A 21341-nucleotide genomic window follows, 5' to 3' on the forward strand; every position below is an offset into this window, starting at 1 on the left:
CCTGAGTCGTTAAGCCACCCGTAAAACCTGCATCGTCCTCAGCTATACTCCCTCCATTTTTGAATGGGTTCGAGGGCTGACTGTGAAGAACTGGACGTTGCGCCAACGCATTTTGGCGAGCTTTGCGGTGATTATCGCCATCATGCTGCTGATGGTCGTCGTCTCGTACTCACGGCTGCTGAAGATCGAGGCCGGCGAGGAGCGCATGCGCAACGATGCGGTGCCCGGTGTCTATTTCAGTTCGATGATCCGCAGTGCCTGGGTCGACAGCTACATCCAGACCCAGGAGATCATCGGGCTCAAGCAGAATCAGGACATCAGCGCCGAGGACGTGGCTGACTTCAAGTCCTTCGAGCAGCATCTGGTCACCCAGATGGGCAACTACAAGCAGACCATCAACAGCCGCGAAGATCAGAACGAGTTCGATGCCTTCGAAAAGGATCACCAGGACTTCAATCGCATCCAGGCGGCGGTGCTCGACCTGCACCAGCGCAAGCAGGAAGCCGAGGCGATCCGCCTGTTCAACGAGCAACTGACGCCGGCCTGGACCAAGGGCCGCCTGAAGCTCAACGACATCATCAGCGAGAACAAGGCAGTAGCCGACTCTGCTACTGCCGCCATCGACGATGCCGTGGCGGCAGCCAAGGTCAGCATGGGCGTGTCCCTGTTGCTGGCGGTACTGGCGGCCGGACTTTGTGGCCTGCTGCTGATGCGGGCGATCATGGCGCCGATGAATCGGATCGTGGAGATCCTGGAGGTCATGCGTACCGGCGATCTTAGCGGTCGCCTCAACCTGGAGCGCAAGGACGAGTTCGGTGCGGTCGAGACCGGCTTCAACGACATGATGACCGAGCTCACGGCCCTGGTGTCCCAGGCCCAGCGCTCCTCGGTACAGGTCACCACGTCGGTGACCGAGATTGCCGCCACGTCCAAGCAACAGCAGGCCACGGCCACCGAGACCGCCGCCACGACCACGGAAATTGGTGCCACATCGCGGGAAATCGCCGCGACTTCGCGGGATCTGGTACGGACCATGACCGAAGTGTCCAGCGCCGCCGACCAGGCCTCGGTGTTGGCAGGATCCGGCCAGCAGGGCCTGGCGCGAATGGAAGACACCATGCATTCGGTCATGGGCGCGGCAGACCTGGTGAATGCCAAGCTGGCGATCCTCAACGAGAAGGCCGGCAACATCAATCAGGTGGTGGTGACCATCGTCAAAGTCGCCGACCAGACCAACCTGCTGTCGCTCAATGCTGCCATCGAGGCCGAGAAGGCCGGTGAATACGGCCGCGGTTTTGCCGTGGTGGCCACGGAGGTGCGCCGCCTGGCGGACCAGACGGCGGTGGCGACCTACGATATCGAGCAGATGGTTCGCGAGATCCAGTCGGCGGTATCGGCCGGGGTCATGGGCATGGACAAGTTCTCCGAAGAAGTGCGCCGCGGCATGGCCGAGGTACAGCAGGTGGGTGAGCAGTTGTCGCAGATCATCCACCAGGTCCAGGCCCTGGCGCCGCGGGTGTTGATGGTCAACGAAGGCATGCAGGCCCAGGCCACCGGCGCCGAGCAGATCAATCACGCGCTGGTGCAATTGGGCGATGCCAGTAGCCAGACCGTCGAGTCCCTGCGCCAGGCCAGTTTCGCCATCGACGAACTGAGCCAGGTGGCCGTGGGGCTGCGTAGCGGCGTTTCGCGTTTCAAAGTCTGATGGATGAGCTCGCGCACAAGCGCAATGGCGCAGCCTCGGTGAAGACCGTGCTGTTCCTGGTTTTCCGCATCGGCCAGGAGCGGTATGCGCTGCGGGCCGTGGATGTGGTCGAGGTGCTGCCGCGCCTGCAACTCAAGCCCATTGCCCAGGCCCCGAGCTGGGTTTCGGGAGTCTTCGCCTACCGTGGCACGGTGGTGCCAGTGATCGACCTGTGCCAACTGACCTTTGGCCGGCCGGCGCAATTGCGTACCAGCACGCGCCTGGTGCTGGTGCACTATCGTGGCGAGGCCGAGCAGCCCGCGCGGGTCCTGGGGTTGTTGCTGGAGCAGGCCAACGACACCCTGCGCTGCGATCCGCAGCAGTTCCAGCCCTATGGCCTGGACAACGCCCAGGCCCCGTACCTGGGGCCGGTGCGCGAGGATGCCCAGGGGCTGTTGCAGTGGGTACGGGTCGATGACCTGCTGCGGCCCGAAGTGCGCGAGTTGTTGTTTCCCAGCCCGCCGCTTGACCTGGCTGCGCTCGAGGAGCCTCGATGAGCGGCGAACAACGGTTTTTCGATTTCCTCAAGGAGCGAATCGGCCTGGATGTCGCCTCCGTGGGGCCGGCGATCATCGAGCGTGCGGTGCGCCAGCGCTGCAATGCGTTGTATATCCATGGCAACGATGAGTACTGGCATCGGTTGCAAGGCTCGCAGGAGGAGCAGCAGGCGCTGATCGAGGCGGTGATCGTCCCGGAGACCTGGTTTTTCCGTTATCCGGAGTCCTTCGCCACGCTGGTCAAGCTGGCCTCGGCCCGCCTGGCCCAGATCAAGGGCATGCGTGCCCTGCGCTTGCTGAGCCTGCCGTGTTCCACCGGCGAAGAGCCTTATTCGATCGCCATGGCCCTGCTGGATGGCGGCCTGGCGCCCCATCAGTTCAAGATCGACGGCCTGGATGTCAGCCCGCTATCGGTGGAGCGGGCCCGGAATGCGGTCTATGGCAAGAATTCCTTTCGTGGCCAGGACACGGATTTTCGAGAGCGTCACTTCGTGGCCGAGGGTGATCGCTATCGCTTGAACGAGCGGGTCCGTGAGCAGGTGCGGCTACAGGTCGGCAATGTGATGGAGCCGGGGTTGCTGGCCTCCGAGCCGGCCTTCGACTTTGTCTTCTGCCGCAACCTGCTGATCTATTTCGACCAGCCCACCCAGCGCCAGGTGTTCGAAGTGCTCAAGCGCCTGACCCATGAAGAGGGTGTGCTGTTCATCGGCCCGGCCGAGGGCAGCTTGCTGGGGCGCTTGGGCATGCGCTCGATCGGCATTCCCCAATCCTTTGCCTTCAGCCGCCACAGCGAACCTGCCCCGGCACAGCCCTTGGCCCCGCTGCCGCAGCCCTTGCCCCTACCGATGCCGCCACGCAGTGTGGCTCCCCCGGCGCCACGCCAGCGTCCCTTTGCCAGTCGCGTGGCGGCCCCGGCGCCCACCAACAGCGTGGTCCCGGCCAGCGATGGCGCGGGCCTGCTGGCAAGCATCACGGCGCTGGCCAATGAGGGCAAGAGTGGTGAGGCCCGGGCCGCTTGCGAGCGCTATCTGCAGCAACATGAGCCGGTAGCCCAGGTGTTCTATTGGCTGGGTTTGCTCAGCGACGTGGCGGGTAACGCCATCGAGGCCCAGGGCTTCTATCGCAAGGCCTTGTACCTGGAGCCGCAGCATCCCGAAGCCCTGGCGCACCTGGCGGCATTGCTGGCGTCCCAGGGCGACTTCGCCGGCGCCCAACGATTGCAGGAGCGTGCCGCTCGTAGCTCGCGCACTGCCGACAGTGAGTTGAAACGATGAGCCATTCATATTCATTGGACGTGACCCGTGAAGATGCGCAGGCCATCGATGACTGCTGGAATCGCATCGGCATCCTTGGCGACAAGTCCTGCCCCTTGTTGGCCGAACATGTCCATTGTCGCAATTGTTCTGTTTATTCCGCTGCGGCTACGCGCCTGCTCGATCGTTATTCGTTGCGCCAGGAGGACCGCGAGCACTCGGTGGTCCAGGAGGCCGACAGTGATGTGGTCACCCGTTCGCTGCTGATGTTCCGTCTGGGCGAGGAGTGGCTGGCATTGGCGACCCGTTGCCTGCTGGAAGTGGCGCCGCAGCAGGCGATTCATTCCCTGCCGCATCAGCGATCACGGGCATTGCTGGGGGTGGCCAATGTCCGTGGGGCGCTGGTGGCCTGCCTGTCGTTGACCGAGTTGCTGGGGCTCGATAGCACACCGGGCACCGCCCCCTCGGGGCGGGTGATGCCGCGGATGCTGATCATCGGCGCCGAGGGCGGCCCCGTAGTGGTGCCGGTGGATGAGGTGCATGGCATCCATGCTATCGACGAGCGGATTCTCAACGGCGCCTCGACTTCCGGTGAGCAAGCCACTGCCAAGTACACCCGTGGCGTGCTGCAATGGCAGGGACGCAGCTTGCGCTGGCTGGATGAAGAGCAGCTGCTCTTGGCCGTGACCCGGAGCCTCTCATGACCCCCGATCAAATGCGTGATGCCTCGTTGCTGGAACTGTTCAGCCTGGAAGCCGAGGCCCAGACCCAGGTGCTCAGTGCCGGGCTGCTGGCGCTGGAGCGCAATCCGACCCAGGCCGACCAGCTGGAGGCTTGCATGCGTGCCGCCCACTCCCTCAAGGGGGCGGCGCGGATCGTCGGGGTCGATGCTGGCGTGAGCGTCGCCCATGTCATGGAGGACTGCCTGGTCAGCGCCCAGGAAGGGCGCCTGTACCTGCAGCCTGAGCATATCGACGCTTTGCTCCAGGGAACCGACCTGCTGACGCGCATTGGCACGCCCGGTGGCGCAGAACTCGTAGCGGCGGATATCCAGGTCTATGTGGCGCTGATGGAGCGCCTGCTGGACCCGGGGGCGACAGCCGGCGGAGTATTGCCGGTGGCGCCCGGGTCGCCGCCGGACCTGCCGGATGCACCACTGGCGTTATCGCTGGACGCGCCCTTGGAGCCCATGCCCGAATCCCTGGTGGAGGTCGAGCCAGAACCTTCGCTGGACGCCGTGGTGGCCGCTGCACGTCCCAACAGACGTATCACCGACGGTGGCGAGCGCGTGCTGCGGGTCACTGCAGAGCGTCTCAACGGACTGTTGGATCTGTCCAGCAAGTCACTGGTGGAGACCCAGCGGCTCAAGCCTTACCTGGCCACCATGCAGCGGCTCAAGCGAATCCAGAGCAATAGCCTGGCGGCCTTGGAAAACCTCAATCTGCACCTCAAGGAGCATGCCCTGAGCCTCGAAGCCCAGGAGGCCTTGGAGGATGCGCGGCGACTGCTGGCGGAGTCCCAGCAATTGCTGGCGGAAAAAACCGCCGAGCTCGATGAGTTCGGCTGGCAGGCGAGCCAGCGCGCCCAGGTGCTCTACGACACGGCCCTGGCTTGCCGCATGAGGCCCTTTGCCGATGTGCTCGGTGGCCAGGTCCGCATGGTGCGTGACCTGGGGCGCAGCCTGGGCAAGCAGGTACGCCTGGAGATCGAGGGGGAAAAGACCCAGGTCGACCGCGATGTGCTGGAGAAGCTCGAGGCACCGCTCACCCACCTGTTGCGCAACGCTGTCGACCATGGCATCGAACTGCCCGAGCAGCGGCTGCTGGCGGGCAAGCCAGCCGAAGGGGTGATTCGCCTGAAGGCCTCCCATCAGGCCGGCTTGCTGGTGCTGGAACTCAGTGACGATGGGCACGGGGTGGACCTGGAGCGCTTGCGCCTGAGCATTGTCGAGCGCCAGCTCTCCCCGGCCCCGACAGCGGCACAACTTAGTGAAGAAGAATTGCTGACGTTCCTGTTCCTGCCAGGTTTCAGCCTGCGCGACAAGGTGACTGAAGTTTCCGGTCGCGGCGTTGGCCTGGATGCCGTGCAGCACATGGTGCGCCAGCTGCGTGGGGCTGTGGTGCTGGAGCAGACCACCGGCCAGGGCAGTTGTTTCCACCTGGAAGTGCCGCTGACCTTGTCGGTGGTGCGCAGCCTGGTGGTGGAGGTCGGCGAGGAAGCCTATGCCTTCCCCCTGGCTCATATCGAGCGCATGTGCGACCTGGAGCCGGAGGCAATCGTCCAGGTGGAGGGGCGCCAGCACTTCTGGCATGAGGGCCAGCATGTGGGCTTGGTGGCGGCCAGCCAGCTGTTGCAGCGACCGGCGAGCCAGAATGACGCCTCGACCTTGAAAGTCGTGGTGATCCGCGAGCGCGATGCCGTGTATGGCGTCGCCGTGGAGCGCTTTATCGGTGAGCGGACCCTGGTGGTGCTGCCGCTCGACGACCGCCTGGGCAAGATCCAGGATATTTCTGCCGGCGCTTTGCTCGACGATGGACGCGTGGCCTTGATCGTCGATGTCGAGGACATGCTGCGGTCGGTGGACAAACTGCTCAACACCGGTCGCCTGGAACGCATCGCCCGGCATCATCAGCAACATGCACAGGCTGCGCGCAAGCGGATCCTGGTGGTCGACGACTCCCTGACGGTGCGCGAACTGCAGCGCAAGTTGCTGATCAATCGCGGCTACGACGTGGCCGTGGCCGTGGACGGCATGGACGGCTGGAACGCCTTGCGTTCGGAAAGCTTCGACCTGCTGATCACCGATATCGACATGCCGCGAATGGATGGAATCGAATTGGTCACACTCTTGCGCCGCGACAATCGCCTGCAGTCGCTGCCGGTGATGGTGGTGTCCTACAAGGATCGTGAGGAAGACCGGCGCCGCGGTCTGGATGCCGGTGCCGACTATTATCTAGCCAAAGCCAGTTTCCATGACGACGCCCTGCTGGATGCGGTGGTGGAACTGATTGGAGGAGCGCGGGCATGAAGATAGCGATAGTCAACGATATGCCCATGGCCGTGGAGGCCTTGCGCCGGGCGCTGGCTTTCGACCCCAGTCACGAGGTGGTCTGGGTCGCCACCAACGGTGCCGAGGCGGTGAAGTATTGCGCCGAACTGACCCCGGACCTGATTCTCATGGACCTGATCATGCCGGTGATGGACGGCGTTGAGGCTACGCGGCGAATCATGGCCGAGTCGCCGTGCGCCATCGTGATCGTCACCGTCGATCGGCAGCAGAATGTCCACCGTGTGTTCGAGGCCATGGGCCATGGAGCCCTGGACGTGGTGGACACCCCCGCCGTGGGCGCGGGCAATGCCCAGGAGGCGGCGGCCCCGCTGTTGCGCAAGATCCTCAATATCGGTTGGCTGATCGGCCAGCGTGGCAGCCGCGTGCGTTCTGTGCCGCTGCCGCTGCGCAGCGGCATGCCACGCCAGAGCCTGGTGGCCATTGGCTCCTCCGCAGGCGGGCCGGCGGCACTCGAAGTATTGCTCAAGGGCTTGCCAAAGGACTTTCCGGCAGCCATCGTGCTGGTCCAGCATGTCGATCAGGTGTTTGCCGCGGGCATGGCTGAATGGCTCAGCAGCGCATCGGGCCTGCAGGTACGCCTGGCGCGCGAGGGCGAGCCACCGCAAAGCGGCACGGTGCTGCTGGCGGGAACCAACCACCATATCCGCTTGTTGAAGAACGGAACGCTGGCCTATACCGCCGAGCCGGTGAACGAGATCTACCGTCCGTCCATCGATGTATTTTTTGAAAGTGTCGCCAGTTACTGGAGTGGCGATGCGGTGGGTGTGCTACTGACCGGCATGGGGCGCGATGGCGCCCAGGGCTTGAAGCTGATGCGCGATCAGGGTTATCTGACCATCGCCCAGGACCAGAACAGTAGCGCGGTGTATGGCATGCCCAAGGCAGCCGCTGCCATCGGCGCCGCCGCAGAGATTCGCCCACTGGACAAGATCGCTCCACGTTTGCTGGAGATATTTGCCAAATGACTGATAAACGCAGCTGTCCTGGCCAGGTAGCACTTCAGGTGACAACCCATGAATGATTTACAGCTCGACGAATTCAAGACCGATGAAAACGCTGCCATGGTGTTGCTGGTGGACGACCAGGCCATGATCGGCGAGGCGGTTCGGCGTGGGTTGGCGAATGAGGAAAACATCGACTTCCACTTTTGCGCCGATCCGCACCAGGCCATTGCCCAGGCGATCCGCATCAAGCCCACGGTGATCCTCCAGGACCTGGTGATGCCGGGCCTCGATGGCCTGACCCTGGTGCGCGAGTACCGCAACCACCCGGCCACCCAGAACATTCCGATCATCGTCCTGTCCACCAAGGAAGACCCGCTGATCAAGAGTGCGGCCTTTGCCGCCGGGGCCAACGACTACCTGGTCAAGCTCCCGGACAACATCGAGTTGGTGGCGCGTATCCGCTATCACTCGCGCTCCTACATGACCCTGTTGCAGCGGGACGCCGCCTACCGGGCGTTGCGGGTCAGCCAGCAGCAGTTGCTCGATACCAACCTGGTGCTGCAACGGCTGATGAACTCCGACGGCCTGACCGGCTTGTCCAACCGCAGGCACTTCGACGAATACCTAGAGCTGGAATGGCGCCGGGCCATGCGTGAGCAGAGCCAGTTGTCGCTGCTGATGATCGACGTCGACTACTTCAAGACCTACAACGACACTTTCGGCCATCTGGAGGGCGACGAGGCCTTGCGCAAGGTGGCCGCGGCAATCCGTGAGGCCAGCAGCCGGCCATCCGACCTGCCGGCGCGCTACGGTGGCGAAGAGTTCGTCCTGGTGCTGCCCAATACCTCACCGGGTGGCGCGCGCCTGGTAGCCGAAAAGCTGCGCCAGACCGTCGAGGCCCTGAAAATCCCCCATATCGCACCAGTGGAAGGGGCCAGCCTGACCATCAGCATCGGCCTGTCGACCATGACTCCGCAGCCCAACAGCCATTGCCGGCAGTTGATTTCGGCCGCGGACAAGGGCCTGTACCTGGCCAAGAACAATGGGCGCAATCAGGTGGGGATCGAGTAGCCGTCTTCGCTGGCAGGCTGTTGGTCCCCGGATATTTCGATAAAGGTATCGGGGAACAGGTGGTAGCAGCGGCTCGAGGTTTGTGGGCAAGTCAGCAGCACGGCTTCGACTCTGTACTGGGCATGGATGTTGAGTTTTCCTGCGCTGAACAGATTGTCGATCAGGTTGCTGGCGGCGATGGGGTAGTCACCGAAGACGTAGCGCCAGTGGCCATTGCGGTGGGCGTTGACCCAAGTGGCGCTGAACTGCGCCTGCAACCATAGGGTGTGCGTGCCCACGGTGTTTTCCATGGCGCGGGTACGGTAATAGATCCACCACCAGAGAAACACCGCCAAAGGTACGGCCAGGGCCCAGGCCAGCAGCGTGTGGATGAACAGGCCGACGCCCAACAGCGCTATGGCGGCGAACAGGCCGAGGATGAAGTACACCATCGCCTGCGAGCCCCTCAGGTTGCGCCTTTCCCGGGCGAGGATGTCGCGGATTTCTGCATCAGTGAGGGTTCTTTCCATGGATGCTCGCTTGCGCTTTCTGCTGGCAGTGGGGCATGGGGATGAAGCGTGAGCCCGGATTATAGAGGGCCCGGCATGCGTGTTGGCGTGGCTATTCACTGTTAAAGCCGCCAAGCGGGCTGCCGCCATTCAGTGATTCCGTTATAATCGTCGGCTTTCAAAAGTTCGCCAACGAGTGCTGCCATCCATGGAAATCAACCCGATCCTGAATACCATCAAGGACCTGACCGAGCGTTCCCAGTCCATTCGGGGGTATCTTTGACTACGATCAAAAGCATGACCGCCTGATCGAAGTCAACCGCGAACTGGAAGACCCCAACGTCTGGAACAAGCCCGAATACGCCCAGGCACTAGGGCGCGAGCGCTCCATGTTGGCGCAGGTCGTCGAGACCCTGGACAAGCTGTCCGGCGGCTTGGCGGACTGCAAGGACTTGCTCGACATGGCCGTCGAGGAGAATGACGAAGGCGCCGTGAGCGACGTCGAGACCGAGCTGCAGGGGCTGGAAGAAGCCCTGGCCCAGCTTGAGTTCCGTCGCATGTTCAGTGGCGAGATGGACATGAACAACGCCTACCTGGACATCCAGGCCGGCTCTGGTGGCACCGAGGCCCAGGACTGGGCCAACATCCTGCTGCGCATGTACCTGCGCTGGGCCGACAAGCGCGGCTTCGACGCCACCATCATGGAACTGTCCGAGGGTGACGTCGCCGGCATCAAGGGCGCTACCGTGCACATCAAGGGCGAGTACGCCTTTGGCTGGCTGCGTACCGAGATCGGCGTACACCGCCTGGTGCGCAAGAGCCCGTTCGACTCCGGCGCCCGTCGCCACACCTCGTTCTCGGCGGTATTCGTTTCGCCCGAGATCGACGACAAGGTCGAGATCGAGATCAACCCGTCCGACCTGCGCATCGATACCTATCGTTCCTCCGGCGCCGGCGGCCAGCACGTGAACACCACCGACTCGGCGGTGCGGATCACCCACGTGCCGACCAACACTGTGGTCAGCTGCCAGAACGAACGTTCCCAGCACGCCAACAAGGACACCGCCATGAAGATGCTGCGGGCCAAGTTGTACGAGCAGGAAATGCAGAAGCGCAACGCCGCCTCGCAGGCCTTGGAAGACACCAAGTCGGACATCGGCTGGGGCCACCAGATCCGTTCCTACGTACTGGATGACTCGCGCATCAAGGACTTGCGTACCGGCGTCGAGCGCAGCGACTGCCAGAAGGTCCTGGACGGCGACCTCGACCAATACCTGGAAGCGAGCCTCAAGCAGGGGCTGTAAACCGCACACCACCGCCGCGATACCGGCCGTTGCCGGTATTGCGCGCCCTGCCCGACAGGGGCAATGAACACCTGATGGAAAGAATGACGACATGAGCGACCTCAAGACCGAAGCGCAAGACCTGCAACAGGAAGAAAACGCCCTGATCGCCCTGCGCAAGGAAAAACTTGCCGCAGAGCGTGCCAAGGGCAATGCCTTCCCCAACGACTTCCGTCGCGACAGCTACTGCAACGACCTGCAGAAACAGTACGCGGACAAGACCAAGGAAGAGCTGGAAGCAGCGGCGATCCCGGTCAAGGTGGCAGGTCGCATCATGCTCAACCGTGGCTCGTTCATGGTGATCCAGGACATGACTGGCCGCATCCAGGTCTACGTCAACCGCAAGACCCTGGCGGAAGAAACCCTGGCCGCGGTGAAGACCTGGGACCTGGGCGACATCATCAGCGCCGAAGGCACCCTGGCCCGTTCCGGCAAGGGCGACCTGTACGTCGAGATGACCAACGTGCGCCTGCTGACCAAGTCGCTGCGCCCGCTGCCGGACAAGCACCACGGCCTGACCGACACCGAGCAGCGCTACCGCCAGCGCTACGTCGACCTGATGGTCAACGAGGAAACCCGCCACACCTTCCGTGTGCGCTCCCAGGTGATCTCCCACATCCGCAGCTTCCTGGCCAAGCGCGACTTCCTCGAAGTCGAGACGCCAATGCTGCAGACCATTCCTGGCGGCGCAGCGGCCAAGCCGTTCGAAACCCACCACAACGCCCTGGACATGGCCATGTTCCTGCGTATCGCGCCGGAGCTGTACCTCAAGCGCCTGGTGGTTGGTGGCTTCGAGAAAGTGTTCGAGATCAACCGCAACTTCCGTAACGAAGGCGTCTCGACTCGTCACAACCCTGAATTCACCATGCTCGAGTTCTACCAGGCCTACGCCGACTACAACGACAACATGGACCTCACCGAGGAACTGTTCCGCGAGCTGGCGCAACTGGTCCTGGGCACCACCGACGTGCCGTACGGCGACAAGGTGTTCCACTTCGGCGAACCGTTCGTGCGCCTGTCGGTGTTCGACTCGATCCTCAAGTACAACCCGGAGCTGACCGCTGCCGACCTGCAAGATGTCGACCGCGCCCGCGAGATCGCCAAGAAGGCCGGGGCCAAGGTGCTGGGCCACGAAGGCCTGGGCAAGCTGCAGGTGATGATTTTCGAAGAGCTGGTGGAGCACAAGCTGGAGCAGCCGCACTTCATCACCGAGTACCCGTTCGAAGTGTCTCCGCTGGCTCGTCGCAACGACGACAACCCGGCCGTGACCGACCGCTTCGAGCTGTTCATCGGTGGCCGCGAGATCGCCAACGCCTACTCCGAGCTCAACGATGCCGAAGACCAGGCCGAGCGCTTCCTGGCCCAGGTGGCCGAGAAGGACGCCGGTGACGACGAGGCCATGCACTACGACGCCGACTTCGTCCGTGCCCTGGAATACGGCATGCCGCCAACCGCCGGTGAAGGCATCGGCATCGACCGCCTGGTGATGCTGCTGACCAACTCGCCGTCGATTCGCGACGTGATCTTGTTCCCGCACATGCGGCCGCAAGCCTAAGATGTCGTGAATAAGAAGCCGCCTTTACCAGGCGGCTTTTTATTGTCTGGTTGGAACTGACGTACCGCTTTTGATTCTGTGTAATTGATAAGAGGAATACCTGTCGTGAACCGTGCAATTGCTCAAGAAGGTGCAGCTGGCATCGCCACTGCGGTGGCTGAAAGTGTTCAGTACCAAGGCCGCAAGGCCAGCCGCCAGGGCAGTGAACAACGCCGACAGGAGATCCTCGATGCCGCCATGCGCATTGTCGTGCGCGACGGCGTGCGGGCCGTGCGCCATCGCGCGGTAGCCGCCGAAGCCGGTGTGCCGCTGTCGGCCACGACTTATTACTTCAAGGATATCGATGACCTGCTCACCGATACCTTCGCCCAGTATGTCGAACGCAGCGCGGCGTTCATGGCCAAGCTGTGGACCAGTAACGAAGGGTTGCTGCGGGAGATGGTGGCCTATGGCGACGGCAGCCTGGCTTGCCGTTCGCAACTGGCCGACGATATCGCGCGCATGACCGCCGACTACGTGCAGCGCCAGCTCAGCACTCGCCGCGAGCACTTGATGGCCGAGCAGGCATTTCGCCAGGAGGCGTTGCTCAACCCGCGCCTGGCGCAGCTGGTGCGCTCGCACCAGCAGATCCTGCTGCAGGGCACTTGCCAGTTCTTCCAGGTCCTGGGGTCGCGGGAGCCACAGCAGGATGCCAAGGTGTTGACGTCTATAATCGGCCGAATGGAATATCAGGGCCTGCTCAACGACGCCGAGCCACTGGCCGACGAGGAAATGCTCGGTATCCTGACCCGCTACATGCACCTGGTGCTGGCTTCCGTGTGAGGTAGCAGTCCCGACCGGGAACGGATCAACCAGGCTCCAGGTCAATTCAGGACCGGCAAGGTCTTTGTCGCAGCGGTACGCGTTCAGCGGGCCGCCCAGTCACAGGTTCGAGCGATTCAACAGAGGGAATTTCGGGTGGACGATTACCAGCAGACGATACGCACTTTGTCCGATCGCATAGTGCTGGCACAGACACCGATTCGCGTCCTGGATGCGGTGAAATGGGACGAAAGCATTCGCAAGGGATTTCTCAAGGCCAAGGGCAAGGAAATGCCGGCGGTGGACCGCGCCTATTACGAGGGGCGCCCGTTGTCCTTCGACTCCGGTGCGGTGAAGCTGGAGTTCCAGAACATCGAGCGCGACATCACGCGTCAACTGGGCCAGTTCAGCCCGGTGGGGCAGATCATGCGCCGCATGTGCAAGGAATACCGCATGGTGGTGCGCATGCTGGAGGCGCGGGGTACGGGTGATTTCGGCCTGATTTCCCAGGAGTTGTATGGTGCCGCCTCCGACGCCTTCCATGCTGGCGACCCGACCCTGGCGGACCTCGGCCTGATGATGTCCGACTACCTGAACAACATCGACGGGCGCGGCGATCTCAAGGACGAACCCAAGACCTTGAGCGCCAAGGATGCCGTCGGCTTGCTGCAAGGCCGGTTGAACAAGGTGTTCGGCGAAGCCGAGGAAACCATCCGGGTCTTCGAGTCCGACGGTATCGTCGCCGATGCGGCGGCAGGGGCCGACTACATCAAGATCCGCAGCGATGCGATGTTCAACGATCGTGATGTGCGCGCCCTGGAAGTCCATGAAGGCCTGGTGCATGTAGGCACCACCCTGAACGGCCTCAACCAGCCGATCTGCACCTTCCTGGCCAAGGGCCCGCCCTCGTCGACGGTGACCCAGGAAGGCCTGGCGATCCTCATGGAGATCATTACCTTCGCCTCCTACCCCAGCCGCCTGCGCAAGCTGACCAACCGTACTCGGGCGATCCATATGGTGGAGGAGGGGGCGGATTTCCTGCAGGTGTTCGAGTTCTTCCGCGAACAGGGTTTCGAGATGGCCGAGAGCTACGGCAACGCCAGCCGGGTGTTCCGTGGTTCGGTGCCCAATGGGTTGCCTTTTACCAAGGACTTGTCCTATCTCAAGGGCTTCATCATGGTTTACAACTACATTCAGCTGGCTGTACGCAAAGGCAAGCTGGAGCAGGTGCCGTTGCTGTTCTGCGGCAAGACCACCCTCGAGGACATGCGCACCCTGCGGCAGCTGGTCGATGAAGGGCTGGTGGTGCCGCCCAAGTACCTGCCCGAGCAGTTTCGCGACATGAATGCGCTGTCGGCGTGGATGTGTTTCTCCAACTTCCTCAACCACTTGAGCCTGGATCGGATCGAGGCGGACTACTCCAATATCCTGTAGACCTGCATGGGGCCGAACATGGATGTACTCACAGATACCTGTCGCTGCCGCAAGGCCTCGCAGGATGTTCCGCGACTTGCACGATGGCGTTCGTGTCGCGTTCGCTCGCCGCTCGCGACAAGAAATGCCCGATGAGCAGATTACTCAAGTGCTGTGCGGTTCTTGCCCTGTTGTTGGGCCTGCAGGGGTGCAGTTCGCTGCTGTTCTACCCGGAGCCTGGCCTGCCATTCACTCCCCAGCGAGCCAAGCTCGAGTACCGCGACGTGACCCTGACCACTGCCGACGGCCTCAAGCTGCGTGCCTGGTGGCTGCCTGCCAAGGCTGGAGTACCGGTCAAGGGTACGGTGCTGCACCTGCATGGCAACGGTGGCAACCTGGCTTGGCACCTGGGTGGCAGCTGGTGGTTGCCGGAGCAGGGTTATCAGGTCCTGTTGCTGGACTATCGCGGCTATGGGGTGTCCGAGGGGGAGCCATCCCTCCCGGCGATCTACCAGGACGTCGACGCGGCCTTCAAGTGGCTGGACCAGGCCCCAGAGGTCCAGGGCAAGCCGCTGGTGGTGCTGGGTCAAAGCCTGGGCGGTGCGTTGGCCATTCACTATCTGGTGGAGCATCCAGAGCGCCAGGGCCAGCTCAAGGCGCTTGTCCTCGATGGCGTACCGGCCAGCTATCGGGATGTCGGGCGCTACGCCCTGAGCACCTCCTGGTTGACCTGGCCCTTGCAGGTGCCGTTGTCCTGGCTGGTGCCGGACGCCGACAGCGCCATCTACTCCATGCCGCGCCTGACAGGCGTGCCCAAGCTGATCTACCACAGCCTCGATGATCCGCTGGTGCCTCTTTCCAATGGCATCCGTCTGTATCAAGCTGCGCCGCCGCCACGGGTCCTGCAACTGACCCGTGGCGACCATGTGCAAACCTTTGCCGATCCGACCTGGCGCAGCGTCATGCTGCGCTACCTCGATGATCCGCAGCATTTCGACGGGTTGCGCCGCCTGGGGGAGATCCCCAATTACCCGGCGACACCGAATTCAGCAGTTGAACCTCCAGAGAGTCCGCAATGAGTGAAGAACGCAACGCCATCCCCATGATCATCACCGGTATCTGCAGCATCCTCGGCACCGTGGCCTGCCTGTGGTACTACGGCTACCTGCATTTCGCCAAGCCGGAGGATGCGTTGTTGCTCAACGACTTCACCATGCTCAAGACCGTGCCCGGCGAGGATTACAAGATCTCCCTGCAGCCCGCTGCCGAAGTGGCGCAGTGCATGGATGGCGTGCTGGTGTTGTTCGATACCCAGCAAAAAGGCCTGACTGGAGTCCTGGTCAACAACAAGAAGCAGGCTGTGCGCTGCATGGGCCAGGAGACGCCGCAGCTGGAGCAATGATCCTGGCTTGCGGGAATGAAAAACGCCGCGGACCTCAAGGTCCGCGGCGTTTTGTTTTCTCTGCCTCTATATAGGCAAAGGCAGGATCAGCGCACCGAAGAGCGCGGCGCCACAGGCTGGTTGTCGTTGGAAATGGTCACTTCCACGCGACGGTTCATGGCCCGGCCGGATACGCTGCCGTTATCGGCTACCGGGTATTCCTTGCCATAGCCCTGGGAGACGATGCGCGCAGGATCGACACCCATGCGGATCAGGGCCATCTGCACGGAACCGGCACGGCGCTCGGACAGCGACTGGTTGTAGGAGTCGCGACCGGTGCTGTCGGTATAGCCTTCGACGATCACCTTGCGATCCGGGTTCTGCTGGAGGAACTGCGCCAGTTTGGTGATGTTGGCCAGGCCGCTGGGCTTGAGGTCGGACTTGTTGAGGGCGAACAGCACGTCACCGAACGTCACCAGGGTACCGCGGTCGGTCTGTTTGGCGTTGAGGCTGGCCTGCAGCTGCTTGATCTGTGCATCGCGGGCGTCGAGGATGGCGCGGGCGCGTTGGTCACCGGCGTCCTTGAGCTTGATCTCGGCGGTGCGCAGGGCGATGGTTTCCTTGGCAACCTCAACCCGCTGGTTGGTCAGGTAGGCCAGCTGGTCGACCTTCTTCTCGTTTTCCTTGTCCAGATAAGCCTTGTCGGCCTTGTCCATCCAGTCGGAGGCGTCCTTGGTTTCCAGGGCGGCAAGCTTGCTGGCCTGTGGGTTGGCCTGCAGGGCCGAGAAGTTGGTGCGGGCATTTTCCAGGTTGGCGTTCGGCGGGGTGGAGCAGGCCGCCAGGGCTACGCTCATGGCCAACAGGGCAGGGATCATCAGTTGTTTGCGCATAATGTTCGTCCTTTCAATCGATTACGAGTACGTGGGAGTCGGCGGCGGCTTACTGCACGCTGCGCATACCTTCCTGACGCAGTTCCTGAACGCCTTTCTGCGAGTCCTTCAGCGCTTGCTCGGCCTTGGCGGCCTGGGCCTTGCGCTCGGCGACCCGGGCGTCCCACTCGGCTTGTTCTGCCAGGCGGCGAGCGTCGTCGTACTTCTTGTCATGCATGGCAATCTCGGCTTGCTTGAGCTTGTCCTGCGCCGATTTCATTTCTACAGCGGCAAATTCGGTGCCGCCCGCGCTCACTGCGCTATTGACCGCCGATTGGGTAACCGCGTACTGCTCGGAGGGCGGATTCCCGGCACAACCGGCCAGTACCATGCTGCTACCGAGGGCCAGCGCGGCCAGTTTCAGCCCGCGCAGAGAGGTGAACGAGGATTTGGCAGTGCTGATCTTCATGGTCTTCAACTCCATTGGGTAACTCCTGGGAAACATCAAAATCCACCCTGGTCCTGCGCCGTGACGCTGAGTGACTACAAGCGCTGATGGCAAAATTTGAAACGGCCGTTCCAGTGATGGCTAATGGGTGTGACCTGAGGCTTTTTTGAATAGTTCAGAGAAAGATGGCGACTGGCCCAAAAAAAATCTGACTGCTAGGACAACCCCAAAAACCGGGAACTTTTGCCGAGCGCAGGGGTATCCCCGGCACCTTTGAGTGCCGGGAATCAGGCTTTCAAGAAGTGAAAAGCATGGCCAGTCAGTGCTTCGGTTTATCGGCCTGGCTCGACATCAGGTGCAGGTGCTGGCGAGACAGGGCGAGGAAGCGCGGGGTCGGACCGATGTCCTCGTACAGCGGGTCGCCTTCCTCGTCGGTGGCGACCACATGCTGGCCCTGGACATAGGGGAAGCTGGCTTCGAGCTCTTCCAGGGCGGCACCGATCAGTTCTCCCAGCAGCTCCTCGGGCTGGCGCTTGGGGTACATCTCGGCAAGGGCCGCCAGGCGCGCGGCGGCCTCCATGTCCAGGTGGATCCGGTAGCCGGTCCGGCTCAGGCGGCCCTTGGCGTTTTCTTCCCAATGTTGCGCAAGTTCACGGATTTTCATGGTGACCTCAAGAAACCCCCGCTCGTGGCAGGATGAGTTGAGTGGCCCGGTGGGTGCCGGTGCATGGCCCTTGTACGGCCTATTCTTGAGACTAGCTCCGTTGCCGAAGCTTGGCGCCGGCTCGTCCCATGCTTGCTAAGGGGCGCGTGCTAGCGGCACTCTTGAGCCTTCCGTGCTGCCTTCTTGTCTGCTGGAGAACACCTCGATGACCGATATTGATGCGCGCTTGCGCGAAGACGTTCACCTCTTGGGGGAACTGTTGGGCAATACCATCCGGGATCAGTACGGGGAGGGCTTCCTCGACAAGATCGAGCAGATCCGCAAGGCGGCCAAGGCCGACCGGCGTGGCTCGACGGGCGCCGAGTTGAGCGCCAGCCTCGATCCGTTGCGCGACGATGAACTGCTACCGGTGGCCCGGGCGTTCAACCAGTTCCTCAACCTGGCGAACATCGCCGAGCAGTACCAGTTGATCCATCGTCGCGATGAGTCCCAGCCTGCACCGTTCGAGGCCCGGGTGCTGCCGGAGCTGTTGAGCCGCCTGCGGGCCGAGGGGCATTCGGCCGACTCCTTGGCCCGGCAACTGGGGCGCTTGGAAATCGAACTGGTGCTGACGGCGCATCCCACCGAAGTGGCGCGTCGGACGCTGATCCAGAAGTATGATGCCATTGCGGCGCAACTGGCGGCCCAGGACCACCGTGACCTCAGCAGCGCCGAACGAGGGCAGATCCAGGAGCGCCTGCAACGCCTGATCGCCGAAGCCTGGCATACCGAGGAGATTAGGCGGACCCGGCCGACGCCCGTGGATGAGGCCAAGTGGGGCTTCGCGGTGATCGAGCATTCCCTGTGGCAGGCGATTCCCAACTACATGCGCAAGGCCGACAAGGCGTTGTTCAACGCGACCGGGCTGCGCCTGCCACTGGAGGCGGCGCCGATCCGCTTCGCGTCGTGGATGGGGGGAGACCGCGATGGCAACCCCAATGTCACGGCGGCAGTGACTCGCGAAGTCTTGTTGCTGGCACGCTGGATGGCGGCCGACTTGTACCTGCGGGATATCGATCACCTGGCTGCCGAGTTGTCCATGCAGCAGGCCAGTGCCGCGCTGTTGGCCAGGGCGGGGGATAGCGCCGAGCCTTATCGGGCATTGCTCAAGCAACTGCGCGAGCGCCTGCGGGCCACACGCAGTTGGGCCCATGCGGCACTCAGCGCACCGGTGCCGGCGGGTGCCGAGGTGCTGCAGCACAACCGCGACCTGCTGGAGCCGTTGCAACTGTGTTATCAGTCGCTGCATGAGTGCGGCATGGGGGTGATCGCCGATGGCCCGCTGCTCGATTGCCTGCGTCGGGCCGTGACCTTCGGCCTGTTCCTGGTACGCCTGGATGTGCGCCAGGATTCCAGTCGGCATAGCGCGGCCATGACCGAGATCACCGACTACCTGGGCCTGGGGCGCTACGAGGACTGGAGCGAGGAGGATCGCATCACCTTCCTGATGCGCGAGTTGGGTAATCGGCGCCCGTTGTTGCCCGGGTATTTCAAGCCCTCGGCGGACACTGCCGAGGTACTTGCGACCTGCCGCGAGATTGCCACTGCCCCGGCGGCGTCCCTGGGGTCCTACGTGATCTCCATGGCCGGTGCGGCCTCCGATGTGCTGGCGGTGCAATTGCTGCTCAAGGAGTCCGGAGTACTGCGACCGATGCGCGTGGTGCCTTTGTTCGAGACCCTGGCGGACCTGGATCATGCCGGGCCGGTCATGGAGAAGCTGCTGCACCTGCCAGGTTACCGCTCGCGCTTGCAGGGCCCGCAGGAGGTGATGATCGGTTACTCCGACTCGGCCAAGGATGCTGGCACCACCGCCGCTGCCTGGGCCCAGTACCGGGCCCAGGAGCGACTGGTGGATATCTGCCGCGAGCAACAAGTGGAGCTGCTGCTGTTCCACGGCCGTGGTGGCACCGTGGGACGTGGCGGCGGCCCGGCGCATGCGGCGATCCTGTCGCAGCCGCCCGGGTCGGTCGCGGGGCGTTTCCGTACCACCGAACAGGGCGAGATGATCCGCTTCAAGTTCGGCCTGCCGGATATCGCCGAGCAGAACCTCAATCTCTACCTGGCAGCGGTGCTGGAGGCCACCTTGCTGCCTCCGCCCCCGCCGGAGCCGGCATGGCGCCAGATGATGGACGAACTGGCCAGCGATGGGGTGCATGCCTATCGCGCCGTGGTACGGGACAACCCGCAGTTCGTCGAGTACTTCCGCCAGTCCACGCCGGAGCAGGAGCTGGGCCGGCTGCCCTTGGGCAGTCGGCCAGCCAAGCGCCGGGCCGGAGGCATCGAAAGCCTTCGGGCGATTCCGTGGATCTTCGGCTGGACCCAGACCCGCCTGATGCTGCCGGCCTGGCTGGGCTGGGAGGCAGCCCTGAGCAAGGCGCTGGCCCGCGGCGAAGGCGAGTTGCTGGCGCAGATGCGTGAGCAGTGGCCGTTCTTCCGTACTCGTATCGACATGCTGGAGATGGTCCTGGCCAAGGCCGATGCGGATATTGCGCAATCCTATGACGAGCGTCTGGTGGAGCCGGAGCTGCTGCCGTTGGGGGGGCATTTACGCGACCTATTGTCGCAGGCGTGCGCGGTGGTCCTGGGCCTGACCGGGCAGTCGCAGTTGCTGGCCCACAGTCCCGAGACCCTGGAATTCATCCGCCTGCGCAATACCTACCTCGATCCCCTGCATTTGTTGCAGGCCGAACTGCTGGCGCGCTCGCGCAAGGAGGAGGCGCCCCAAGGAAGCCCCGTAGAACAGGCGTTGCTGGTCTCCGTGGCCGGTATCGCCGCTGGCCTGCGCAATACCGGCTGAGGGAGCAGGGGGCTGTCGGGCTATATAGGCAAGGCCCTTGTCGGGGTAAATCCAAGGTGTCGCTCAGATTCATCTGGCGACACTTTGTTATGGGGTTGCGACTTGTCCTACCTGGCCAAGCGGGCACGAAAACGCCGGGTTCTTCCGACTTTCGACTGCTTGTGTGGGCTGTGTCGGCTGTGTATCTTGATCAGCCTTTGGCCGTTTGGGCGGCTTTAACCCGATTTTTGAGATTGGCCCGACGAGGCGAATCCGAGCGTTTCTAAATAAAAAATTGAGGAGCACATCGATGCGCGTAATTCTGCTGGGAGCTCCCGGGGCCGGTAAAGGTACTCAGGCAAAGTTCATCACCGAGAAGTTCGGCATTCCACAGATCTCCACCGGCGACATGCTGCGTGCTGCGGTCAAGGCGGGCACCGAGCTGGGCCTGAAGGCCAAGAGCGTGATGGACAGCGGCGGCCTGGTTTCCGATGACCTGATCATCAACCTGGTCAAGGAACGCATCAGCCAGCCTGACTGCGCCAAGGGTTTCCTGTTCGATGGCTTCCCGCGCACCATTCCCCAGGCCGAAGCCCTGGTGAAGGCCGGTATCGAACTGGACCACGTGGTGGAAATCGCCGTCGACGACGAAGAGATCGTCCAGCGTATCGCCGGTCGCCGCGTGCACGAGGCGTCGGGCCGTGTGTACCACACCGTCTACAACCCGCCGAAGATCGCCGGCAAGGACGACATCACCGGTGAAGACCTGGTGCAGCGCAAGGACGACACCGAGGAAACCGTGCGTCATCGCCTGTCGGTCTACCACTCCCAGACCAAGCCGCTGGTGGAGTTCTACCAGCAACTGGCCGCCGCCCAGGGCAAGCCGAAGTACAGCCATATCCCTGGCGTGGGTTCGGTGGAAGTGATCACCGCCAAGGTGCTCGAAGCCCTGAGCTGAATGACCTGATCGTTTGATCGTTCAACG

19 protein-coding genes are annotated in these 21341 nt (G+C 62.9%); 15 read left to right on the forward strand and 4 right to left on the reverse strand.

The annotated features are described in order from the left end of the window. Window positions 1-82: 82 nt before the first annotated feature. The 7 genes from C4K39_RS05555 to C4K39_RS05585 are packed head-to-tail and all read left to right on the forward strand — an operon-like array spanning window position 83 to window position 8579. A complete protein-coding gene (locus tag C4K39_RS05555) occupies window positions 83-1705 on the forward strand; it encodes a methyl-accepting chemotaxis protein (RefSeq protein ID WP_068583676.1) in 1623 nt (540 codons plus the stop codon). After that, window positions 1705-2241, forward strand: a complete 537-nt coding sequence (locus C4K39_RS05560) for a chemotaxis protein CheW (RefSeq protein ID WP_124345838.1) — start codon at window positions 1705-1707, stop codon at window positions 2239-2241. Before C4K39_RS05555 ends, C4K39_RS05560 begins: the two co-directional genes overlap by 1 nt. Next, window positions 2238-3515 (forward strand): CheR family methyltransferase, encoded by a 1278-nt coding sequence (locus C4K39_RS05565; protein ID WP_068583681.1) that lies wholly within the window; start codon window positions 2238-2240, stop codon window positions 3513-3515. Before C4K39_RS05560 ends, C4K39_RS05565 begins: the two co-directional genes overlap by 4 nt. Beyond that, on the forward strand, window positions 3512-4198 hold the full coding sequence (locus tag C4K39_RS05570) for a chemotaxis protein CheW (protein ID WP_124345839.1): 687 nt from the start codon (window positions 3512-3514) through the stop codon (window positions 4196-4198). Before C4K39_RS05565 ends, C4K39_RS05570 begins: the two co-directional genes overlap by 4 nt. Continuing rightward, a complete protein-coding gene (locus C4K39_RS05575; protein WP_068583686.1) occupies window positions 4195-6522 on the forward strand; it encodes a hybrid sensor histidine kinase/response regulator in 2328 nt (775 codons plus the stop codon). Before C4K39_RS05570 ends, C4K39_RS05575 begins: the two co-directional genes overlap by 4 nt. Next, on the forward strand, window positions 6519-7529 hold the full coding sequence (locus C4K39_RS05580; RefSeq protein WP_068583689.1) for a chemotaxis response regulator protein-glutamate methylesterase: 1011 nt from the start codon (window positions 6519-6521) through the stop codon (window positions 7527-7529). The genes C4K39_RS05575 and C4K39_RS05580 overlap by 4 nt, the downstream gene beginning before the upstream one ends. A 48-nt stretch (window positions 7530-7577) precedes the next feature. Continuing rightward, complete coding sequence (locus C4K39_RS05585) at window positions 7578-8579, forward strand: response regulator (RefSeq protein ID WP_068583692.1); 1002 nt, start codon at window positions 7578-7580, stop codon at window positions 8577-8579. On the opposite strand, the gene C4K39_RS05590 is transcribed toward C4K39_RS05585, so the two are convergent. Then, a complete protein-coding gene (locus C4K39_RS05590; RefSeq protein ID WP_124345840.1) occupies window positions 8561-9088 on the reverse strand; it encodes a hypothetical protein in 528 nt (175 codons plus the stop codon). The genes C4K39_RS05585 and C4K39_RS05590 overlap by 19 nt on opposite strands. 187 nt (window positions 9089-9275) lie before the next feature. On the opposite strand from C4K39_RS05590, the gene prfB reads away from it, so the two are divergent. The 6 genes from prfB (at window position 9276) to C4K39_RS05620 (ending at window position 15581) form a co-directional block, all read left to right on the forward strand. Continuing rightward, a protein-coding gene (prfB, locus tag C4K39_RS05595) for a peptide chain release factor 2 (RefSeq protein WP_103324112.1) occupies window positions 9276-10371 on the forward strand; the annotation gives its coding sequence in 2 pieces (ribosomal slippage) (window positions 9276-9347 and window positions 9349-10371; 1095 coding nt in all). Between the two features lie 91 nt (window positions 10372-10462). Then, complete coding sequence (lysS, locus tag C4K39_RS05600; protein WP_068583697.1) at window positions 10463-11965, forward strand: lysine--tRNA ligase; 1503 nt, start codon at window positions 10463-10465, stop codon at window positions 11963-11965. 105 nt (window positions 11966-12070) lie between these two features. Continuing rightward, window positions 12071-12787 carry a TetR/AcrR family transcriptional regulator gene (locus C4K39_RS05605; RefSeq protein WP_068583701.1) on the forward strand — a complete coding sequence of 239 codons (717 nt, stop codon included), beginning with the start codon at window positions 12071-12073 and terminating at the stop codon, window positions 12785-12787. A gap of 135 nt (window positions 12788-12922) precedes the next feature. Further along, on the forward strand, window positions 12923-14200 hold the full coding sequence (locus tag C4K39_RS05610; RefSeq protein ID WP_068583704.1) for a flavohemoglobin expression-modulating QEGLA motif protein: 1278 nt from the start codon (window positions 12923-12925) through the stop codon (window positions 14198-14200). 131 nt (window positions 14201-14331) lie between these two features. After that, window positions 14332-15258, forward strand: coding sequence for an alpha/beta hydrolase (locus tag C4K39_RS05615; protein WP_124345841.1), 927 nt, complete (start codon window positions 14332-14334; stop codon window positions 15256-15258). Then, window positions 15255-15581 carry a PA3694 family proteiin gene (locus C4K39_RS05620; protein ID WP_068583710.1) on the forward strand — a complete coding sequence of 109 codons (327 nt, stop codon included), beginning with the start codon at window positions 15255-15257 and terminating at the stop codon, window positions 15579-15581. The genes C4K39_RS05615 and C4K39_RS05620 overlap by 4 nt, the downstream gene beginning before the upstream one ends. Before the next feature lie 86 nt (window positions 15582-15667). Here the strand turns inward: C4K39_RS05620 and lptF are convergent, their stop codons facing one another. The 3 genes from lptF to C4K39_RS05635 form a co-directional block, all read right to left on the reverse strand. Next, entirely contained in the window at window positions 15668-16450 is a 783-nt protein-coding gene (lptF, locus tag C4K39_RS05625) for a lipotoxin F family OmpA-related lipoprotein LptF (protein WP_068583713.1), read from the reverse strand. Window positions 16451-16499: 49 nt separating this feature from the next. Further along, entirely contained in the window at window positions 16500-16913 is a 414-nt protein-coding gene (locus tag C4K39_RS05630) for a DUF4398 domain-containing protein (protein WP_068583715.1), read from the reverse strand. Between the two features lie 283 nt (window positions 16914-17196). Beyond that, window positions 17197-17541, reverse strand: coding sequence for a pilin assembly protein (locus C4K39_RS05635; protein ID WP_068583718.1), 345 nt, complete (start codon window positions 17539-17541; stop codon window positions 17197-17199). A 205-nt stretch (window positions 17542-17746) separates the two neighbouring features. On the opposite strand from C4K39_RS05635, the gene ppc reads away from it, so the two are divergent. Beyond that, complete coding sequence (gene ppc, locus C4K39_RS05640; RefSeq protein WP_124345842.1) at window positions 17747-20377, forward strand: phosphoenolpyruvate carboxylase; 2631 nt, start codon at window positions 17747-17749, stop codon at window positions 20375-20377. A gap of 289 nt (window positions 20378-20666) precedes the next feature. Further along, the gene (adk, locus tag C4K39_RS05645; RefSeq protein WP_068583723.1) at window positions 20667-21314 is read left to right on the forward strand and encodes an adenylate kinase; all 648 of its coding nucleotides are present in this window, start codon (window positions 20667-20669) and stop codon (window positions 21312-21314) included. Window positions 21315-21341: the final 27 nt, after the last annotated feature.

The sequence above is a fragment of the Pseudomonas sessilinigenes genome, assembly GCF_003850565.1.
GTDB classification, from domain to species: Bacteria; Pseudomonadota; Gammaproteobacteria; order Pseudomonadales; family Pseudomonadaceae; genus Aquipseudomonas; species Aquipseudomonas sessilinigenes.